This window comes from Actinocorallia lasiicapitis, assembly GCF_054778695.1.
Genome location: NZ_BAAGZI010000325.1, coordinates 1 through 6748, shown reverse-complemented (window position 1 = coordinate 6748; position 6748 = coordinate 1). Strand labels below are relative to the sequence as shown.

Annotated in this window: 5 protein-coding genes; all 5 read right to left on the bottom strand. The window is 73.6% G+C overall.

The annotated features are described in order from the left end of the window. A partial coding sequence (locus ACYVE7_RS26325; protein WP_460368192.1) for a (2Fe-2S)-binding protein occupies positions 1-356 on the bottom strand: 356 nt, incomplete at its 3' end. Continuing rightward, complete coding sequence (locus ACYVE7_RS26320; RefSeq protein WP_460368191.1) at positions 353-2803, bottom strand: DUF5682 family protein; 2451 nt, start codon at positions 2801-2803, stop codon at positions 353-355. The genes ACYVE7_RS26325 and ACYVE7_RS26320, both read right to left, overlap by 4 nt. Positions 2804-2814: 11 nt before the next feature. Further along, the gene (locus ACYVE7_RS26315; protein WP_460368190.1) at positions 2815-3894 is read right to left on the bottom strand and encodes an ATP-binding protein; all 1080 of its coding nucleotides are present in this window, start codon (positions 3892-3894) and stop codon (positions 2815-2817) included. A gap of 225 nt (positions 3895-4119) precedes the next feature. Then, the gene (locus ACYVE7_RS26310; protein ID WP_460368189.1) at positions 4120-5724 is read right to left on the bottom strand and encodes a DUF5691 domain-containing protein; all 1605 of its coding nucleotides are present in this window, start codon (positions 5722-5724) and stop codon (positions 4120-4122) included. A 91-nt stretch (positions 5725-5815) separates the two neighbouring features. After that, positions 5816-6748 (bottom strand): SWIM zinc finger family protein (locus ACYVE7_RS26305; RefSeq protein WP_460368188.1); only part of this gene is annotated, 933 nt, incomplete at its 5' end.

Sequence of the window (6748 nt, the reverse complement as noted above, 5' to 3'; positions counted from 1 at the left end):
CCCTGCGCGGGCACGTCGCCACCGCCCGTCGGCTCCACCGGGGCGAGGGCGCCTACGGGCCGCGCGGGGACGTCCGGTCGTGCGGACGTGCCCGTCTGGGCGGGAAGGGGCGGGCGGTCGGGGTGGATGTGGTCGGCGGGGCGGGCTTCGGTCAGGCAGGCGCGGAGGTGGGGGGTGCCGTTGACGGTGAGGAGGCAGTCGTGGCAGGCGCCGATGCCGCAGAACAGGCCGCGGGGACGGGCGTCGAGGCGGGTGGTGCGCCAGGTCCGGACGCCGGAGGCGAGGAGGGCGGCGGCGATGGTCTGGCCGTCTTCGGCGGGGACGTCGTGGCCGTCGAAGGTGAAGGTGAAGGTCACGGCTGCTCCGGGAAGCGGGTGGGGCGGAACGGGGTGAGGTCGATCTCGGGGGGTGTGCCGGTGAGGAGCTGGGCGATCAGGAGGGCGGTGACGGGGGCGAGGCCGATGCCGGCGCCTTCGTGGCCGCAGGCGTGCAGCAGGCCGGGGGCGCGCGGGTCCGCGCCGATCACCGGGAGGTGGTCGGGGCAGTAGGGGCGGAAGCCGCAGTAGGTGCGGAGCGCGGGGACTTCGGCGAGGAACGGGAACAGGCCGATCGCCTGGGCGGCGAGGCGTCGCAGCACGGGCAGGGAGAGGGTGCGGTCGAAGCCGACGCGTTCACGGCTCGCGCCGATCAGGACGGTGCCCGAAGGGGTGCCCTCGACGACGGCCGAGGTCTCCAGACCGGCGTCGTCGCTGGCCACGTTGGCGACGTACTCGGCCGAGTAGACTTTGTGCCGGATCATCGGCGGCAGCGGCGCCGTCACCAGGATGAAGCCGCGGCGCGGCAGCACCGGCACCGGCGCGCCCGTCAGATCGGCGACGGACCGCATGACGCCGGGCAGCGCGTCCGGGAGATCGGCGAGCAGGCAGCGTTCGACGGGCGCGGTCAGCGCCGGCAGATCGGGGGCGTGGGCGGCCCCGTCCTCGAGGCGCGCCGACGCCGCCGCCGCGACGGTGACGCCCCAGACGCCCGCCTCGATGAGGTCGACGTCGAACTCGGGATGCCAGGCGAGCGTCCAGTTCTCGCGGAAGGTCCCTTTTGTCCGGCCGACGGCGGTGGGGACGCCCCAGGTGACGTCCAGGACGCGCAGCCGGTGCAGCAGCCGGCTCCGTTCGAGGTCGACCGGCTTGCGGAGATCGAGCTCCCGTTCGGCGGGCGCCGGGTCGGCTTTCAGCCGTAGCCGGCGCTGCTCGGCCCGGACGTCACGCTGGAGCGGCACCATCGGCGTCGACTCGGGGACGCTCCCGATCCGCTCGCCGACGACCTGCCGGCGCCACACCAGCTCGACCGGCGCGTCCCTGCCCTCGCAGAGCACGGCCCTGGTCGCCTCCATGATCTCTTCCAGTCCCGCGAGCGGGCGTCCGCGCAGCCCGGCGAGGGTCTCGGCGAGCCGCACCCCCTCGATGACGTGCGCGGACGACACGTCCAGACCTTCCTGACGGAGCAGGCGCGCGGTCTCCACGAGCCAGCTTTCGACGATCCGGCCGTCGCTGTGGAACAGGTGGTGGTACCAGCCGGGCGACCGAACCCCCGCCCCGTACCCCGACGCGTTGACGAGCCGCCCGTACGTCCACGGCGTCCAGGTCATCGCGACCTTGATCTTCGGCATTCCGCGCAGGGTCGCGACGTCCCGCGCCACGGGCACGTCGGCGGTCAGCGCGGGCACATGCCAGGCCCCGCACACCACGGCGATCCGCTCGAATCCCTCTTTGACCGCCTTCCGTACGGCCTGCCGCATCCACGCTTCCCGCCGCCGCTCCCGCAGGTTCGCTGCCTCCCCGCCGTCCCCGCGCAGCACGCCCAGGGCTTCGGCGACGACCGCGAACGCCTCCTCCCCGTCCCGATGCTCGACGACGTCCTCCCACCACCGCTCCGCATCGTCGTAACCCCCGACCTCCGCCAGCACACCAAGCGGATCCAGCCGAGCCCGCTCCACCAACCCCACCTTCCCGCCCCCACCCGATCCACCTGCGCTTCCGGTCTCGCCATCCCCAGCACGCTCAAAGACAGCCTCCGACTCACCCGGGCCGTTCCCTGGCCTCCCGGCCTCGCCCGGTCCGCTTGTGCTCCCGGTCTCGCCGCCCCTGTCACGCTGAAGGACAGCCTCCGGTTCGCCTGGGCCGCCCTCCTGCCTTCCGGCCTCGCCCGGTTCGCTTGTGCTCCCGGTCTCGCCGCCCCCGTCGCGCTCAAGGACAGCCTCCGGTTCGCGTGGGCCGTCCTCTGGCCTTCTGGCGTGGGCCGGTCTGTCTGTGCTCGCGGCCTCACCGTCCCCGTTGGGTTCGGGGACTGCTTCTGGCTCGGTCGGGCTGTTTCCCGGTTCTTCGGCCTGGGCCGGTCTGCCTGTGCTTCCGGTCTCGCCGTCTCCGTCGGGCTCGGGGACCGTTTCCGGCTCGGTCGGGATGTTGGATTTCTGGGGGGTTGAGGGTTCGGCGAGGGTGTGGGTGGCGGGGAGGTCGATGAACCGGGCGGGGATGGAGGCGGTGTGGGCGTATTGGAGGGCTATCCATTCGGGGCTGAAAGGGGCGAAGGGCCAGAAAGTGGCTCGGTGGGTGGGGGAGTCGGGGGCGTAGGCGAGGAGGGCGACCGGGGGGTGCATGGCGGGGTCGGCGGTCAGGGGGATGAGGGCGTCGGCCTCGGGCGGGCCTTCGATGAGGATGAGGTCGGGGGCGCGGTCGGCCAGGGCGCGTCGGAGGGCGCGGGCGGAGCCGGGGCCGTGGTGGCGGATGCCGAAGTATTCGACGGTCACGGGATCCTCGTTCAGGAGACTTCGCGGCAGGCCCGGTAGAGGTCCTGCCAGTCGGCCCGGGTGCGGATGACGGTCTCCAGATACTCCGACCAGGCGATGCGGTCGGTCGACGGGTCCTGGATGACGGCGCCGAGGAGGCCGGCGGCGACGTCGCCGGGGCGGAGGGTGCCGTCGCCGAAATGCGCGGAGAGGGTGAGGCCCTGCGTGATCACGGAGATGGCTTCGGCGGTGCTGAGCGTCGCGGTGGGGGATTTCAGCCTGGTCCGTCCGTCTTCGGTGAGGCCGGAGCGGAGCTCACGGAAGATGGTGACGATACGGCGGATCTCCTCGGGACCGGTGCTGACGGCCGGGAGTTCGAGTGCCTTGCCGAGCTGGTCGACCCGGCGCGCGACGATCTCGACCTCCGCCTCGGCCGTCGCGGGGACGGGCAGGACGACCGTGTTGAACCGGCGCCGCAGCGCGCTGGACAGTTCGTTGACGCCCCGGTCCCGGTCGTTGGCCGTCGCGATCACGGTGAATCCGCGCTGCGCCTGCACTTCGGTGCCGAGTTCGGGGACGGGCAGGGTCTTCTCCGAGAGGATCGTGATCAGGGCGTCCTGCACCTCGGACGGCATCCGGGTCAGCTCCTCGATCCGTGCGACGCCGCCCGTCCGCATCGCCCGCATCACCGGGCTCTGCACCAGCGCGTCCTCCGAAGGGCCCTCCGCGATCAGACGCGCGTAGTTCCATCCGTAGCGGACGGCCTCTTCCGACGTTCCCGCCGTGCCCTGCACCAGCAGGGTCGAATCACCGCTGATCGCCGCCGCCAGATGCTCCGACACCCAGGTCTTCGCCGTTCCGGGGACGCCGAGCAGCAGCAGCGCCCGGTCGGTGGCCAGGGTCGCGACCGCCACCTCGACCAGCCGCCGCGCCCCCACGTATTTGGGCGTGATGACCGTTCCGTCATCCAGGACGCCCCCGAGCAGGTAGGTCGTCACCGCCCAAGGCGACATCGACCACCCCGCCGGCCGCACGCGCCCGTCGAGCTCCCGCAGCCGTGCCAGTTCCCCCGCGAACTCCTGCTCGGCATGTGGCCGCAGCACTTCCCCCACAACCCCTCCTCAAGTCCAGAACCCAAAGATCAAATCACCACGAACCCGACCCTCACCCCACCACACCACCCCCCGCCCCGAACAACCCTCACCACCCGACCGCCTCGAACCCCGTCGGTACCCCTCGGCGCGGGCCGACCGCTGCGACCCGGGACCGTCTCCGGGCTCGGCGGCTGCCGGGCTCGCTGTCGCGAGGTCGGTGAGGGTCGGGATCGGGCGGGCGGGTCAGGGTGCGGGTGGTTGGTCGGCCTGAGGGGTCAGCTCGGTGAGCATTTGGTGGCGGAAGTGGAGGGTCGCGGAGAGTTCGGTCAGCGGCCAGGTGGGGTGGGCGGAGACCAGGGCGGACAGGCGGGGAGCGGCGGCGGGGCTGAGGCGTTCGTCGGCCAGCCGGCAGAGCTGGGCGAGCCGACGGGTGGCGGCGGGATCGGCGGCGGAGAGGGTCGAGGTCAGGACGGTCAGCACGGAGTCGGCGAGGCGGCCGGTCCAGGGGGCCGGGATCTGGGAGAGGACATGGAGGAGGTCGGGATCGGTTTCGAGGTGGTGGATCAGGTCGGCGGAGATCGAGCCGCGTTCGTCGAGGGGCAGAGAGCGGAGGAGGTCGCCGAGCAGGGGGGATTCGGCGGGGATGGTTCTGGCCGTCAGGAGGGCTCGGGCCCAGGGAAGGTCGTGCTGGAGGAGGGCGGCGCGGGCCCAGCCCAGGTGGAGGTCGCGGGCCAGGTCGTCGGCGACGGGCAGGGCGACGATCTGTGCGGGCGCGAGGGTGAACGCGTCGGTCCAGGTGGCGAGGGGCGTGCGCGCCAGGATCTCGCGGAGCCAGGCGGCCCGGGCGCCGACCCGGCCCGACGCGGGGGCGAAGGAGCCCGGTGGGTGGAACGGGATGCCGTCGCGTGCCATCGCGTCGTCGTGATCGGCGGGGAGGCGCACCCGGAGCGTCGGCGTGCCTCGATGACGGGTGGTGCGTCTGTCCAGGGACAGGAGCGACGAGGCGCGGGCGGCCATCCGGGCGGCGTAGGCGGAGCCGGGCAGGCGGGCCAGCAGGTCGGCGGCGTGCTGGCGGACGTCCTTGCCGCGGTCGTCGAGGGAGCGTTCGAGGAACTCCTCGTCGTCCGGCGACAGCCCGTGTTCGAACGTGGCGAGGAAGGCCGCCCGGTCGGGCGCTGATTCGCGGGTCCACGATGCGAGGAGGAGTTCCCGGGCGGCCGCTGGGTCGCGGAGGCGGCGGGCGGTCAGGGACGCGACACGCTGCCCTTTGGTGCCGGTCTCCCAGTCGGCGACGTCGTCGGCCGCCGCCTCCGACTCGGTCAGCAGGTAGGCCCAGTCGGAGTTCTGCAGCGCCAGCCAGGCTCCGCGCCGCCCCGCGGCCCGCGCGATGAACGGCCTGATGCCGCGGTCGCTCCGCCCTTTGTCCAGAAGCTCGGGAAGGTGACGGGCCGGCACGCGGTACCCGCCGCGGGCCGCGGCCTCCAGCCATTCGGGCAGCATCCGTGCCCGCTCGCCGCGCAGGATCAGCTCGAGCCGTCGCCCGGCGGGCTCCGGGACGATCGGTGCCTCCTCCACCGGCGCGGCCGCCACGACCTCGCCCGATCCCGCGCCGATCGAATCCGCTTTCACGCCGCCTCTGCGCTGGACGGCCAGCAGCCCGGCCTGGTCGAGCAGCCGCCCGGCGGAGTCCTCCTCTTCCAGCAGGGCCTCTTCCAGTTCCGGCACGCTCCGCCGCCGTGTGCCCAGCAGCGCGGCCGTCACATGCGCCTCCCAGACGCCGCCGAGGATCTCGCGTTCCTCCCGCCCGTCCTGGGGCTCGTCCGGGGCCCGGCCAGAAACCACCTGCATCAAGAACACCTCTCTTCAAAGCGACAAATCCGGCAATGCGCACGACGAGCAGCGACGCCCAGGGCTCCCGCCCCGCGTCCAGAGGCGGCGGTCAGAGCGGCACGGAACCCTCCTCGGGGTGGTGGACGGCCAAAGGGACAAGACCGGTTGGCGTCCATTCGCCGGCGACGGTGAACGGAGCACCCCCGGACAGGGCCAGCAGACGCCAGGGAGCGCCGAGCAGGAGCGGGACGCCGGCGCCGCTCGGATCGACCAGCCGGTACGAGCCGTGCGCGCGGGCCAGCCGGACGTCCGCGAGGAGGGCGGGCCACCGATCGAGCCACGGATCGTGCGCGAGGGCCCCGGCGTACTCGTCGAGCATCGCGTCGACCGCGGTTCCCAGGGCGGCACCACCCGTGCCGCTCTCCTCGACCTCGGCGGCGATCAGGGCGCGGAGGGGCTGGGCGCCGGGATAGAAGGCCAGCTCGGCGATCAGAGCGCTCCCGAGGACCGTGGGGGAGACGATCGGCTGGTGGGACGGGGCGTGGGTGAGGATCAGGGCGTTGCGGGAGGTGGCGGCGCCCCGCAGGTAGGTGCGGCGGGTGACCAGGCCGTCGGACACGGAGTCGGACTCGGCGGTGGTGAACCAGGTGTCGCGGACGCGCTCGCCGGCGAGCGCTTCGGCCCGGGGGACGGGGTAGCCGATCCGGGCGCGGACCGTGGCGTGCAGCGACGCCGGGAGTTCGGCGCGCCGCTGGTGGGCGCGGATCAGCAGATGGAGCAGCCCGTACTCCTCCAGGAGCCGGGCGGGCCAGTCGGGCGCACGTTGAGCCAGACCCCCCAGTTCGCGGATCCGGGACGCCAGGGCGGGGGCCTGCGCGTCCACCAGGCGGCGGGCCGCCTCGTCCCAGTGGGCGTAGGGGACGCGTTCGGTGCCGGCGAGGCCGCGGGCCACCTGGTCGCGCAGCCAGCGCGCCAACTCGGCCAGCCCTGACTCGACCCGGGAGTCCCGCCGCGCCGCCCACACGCCGGGCGCGGGGGCGCC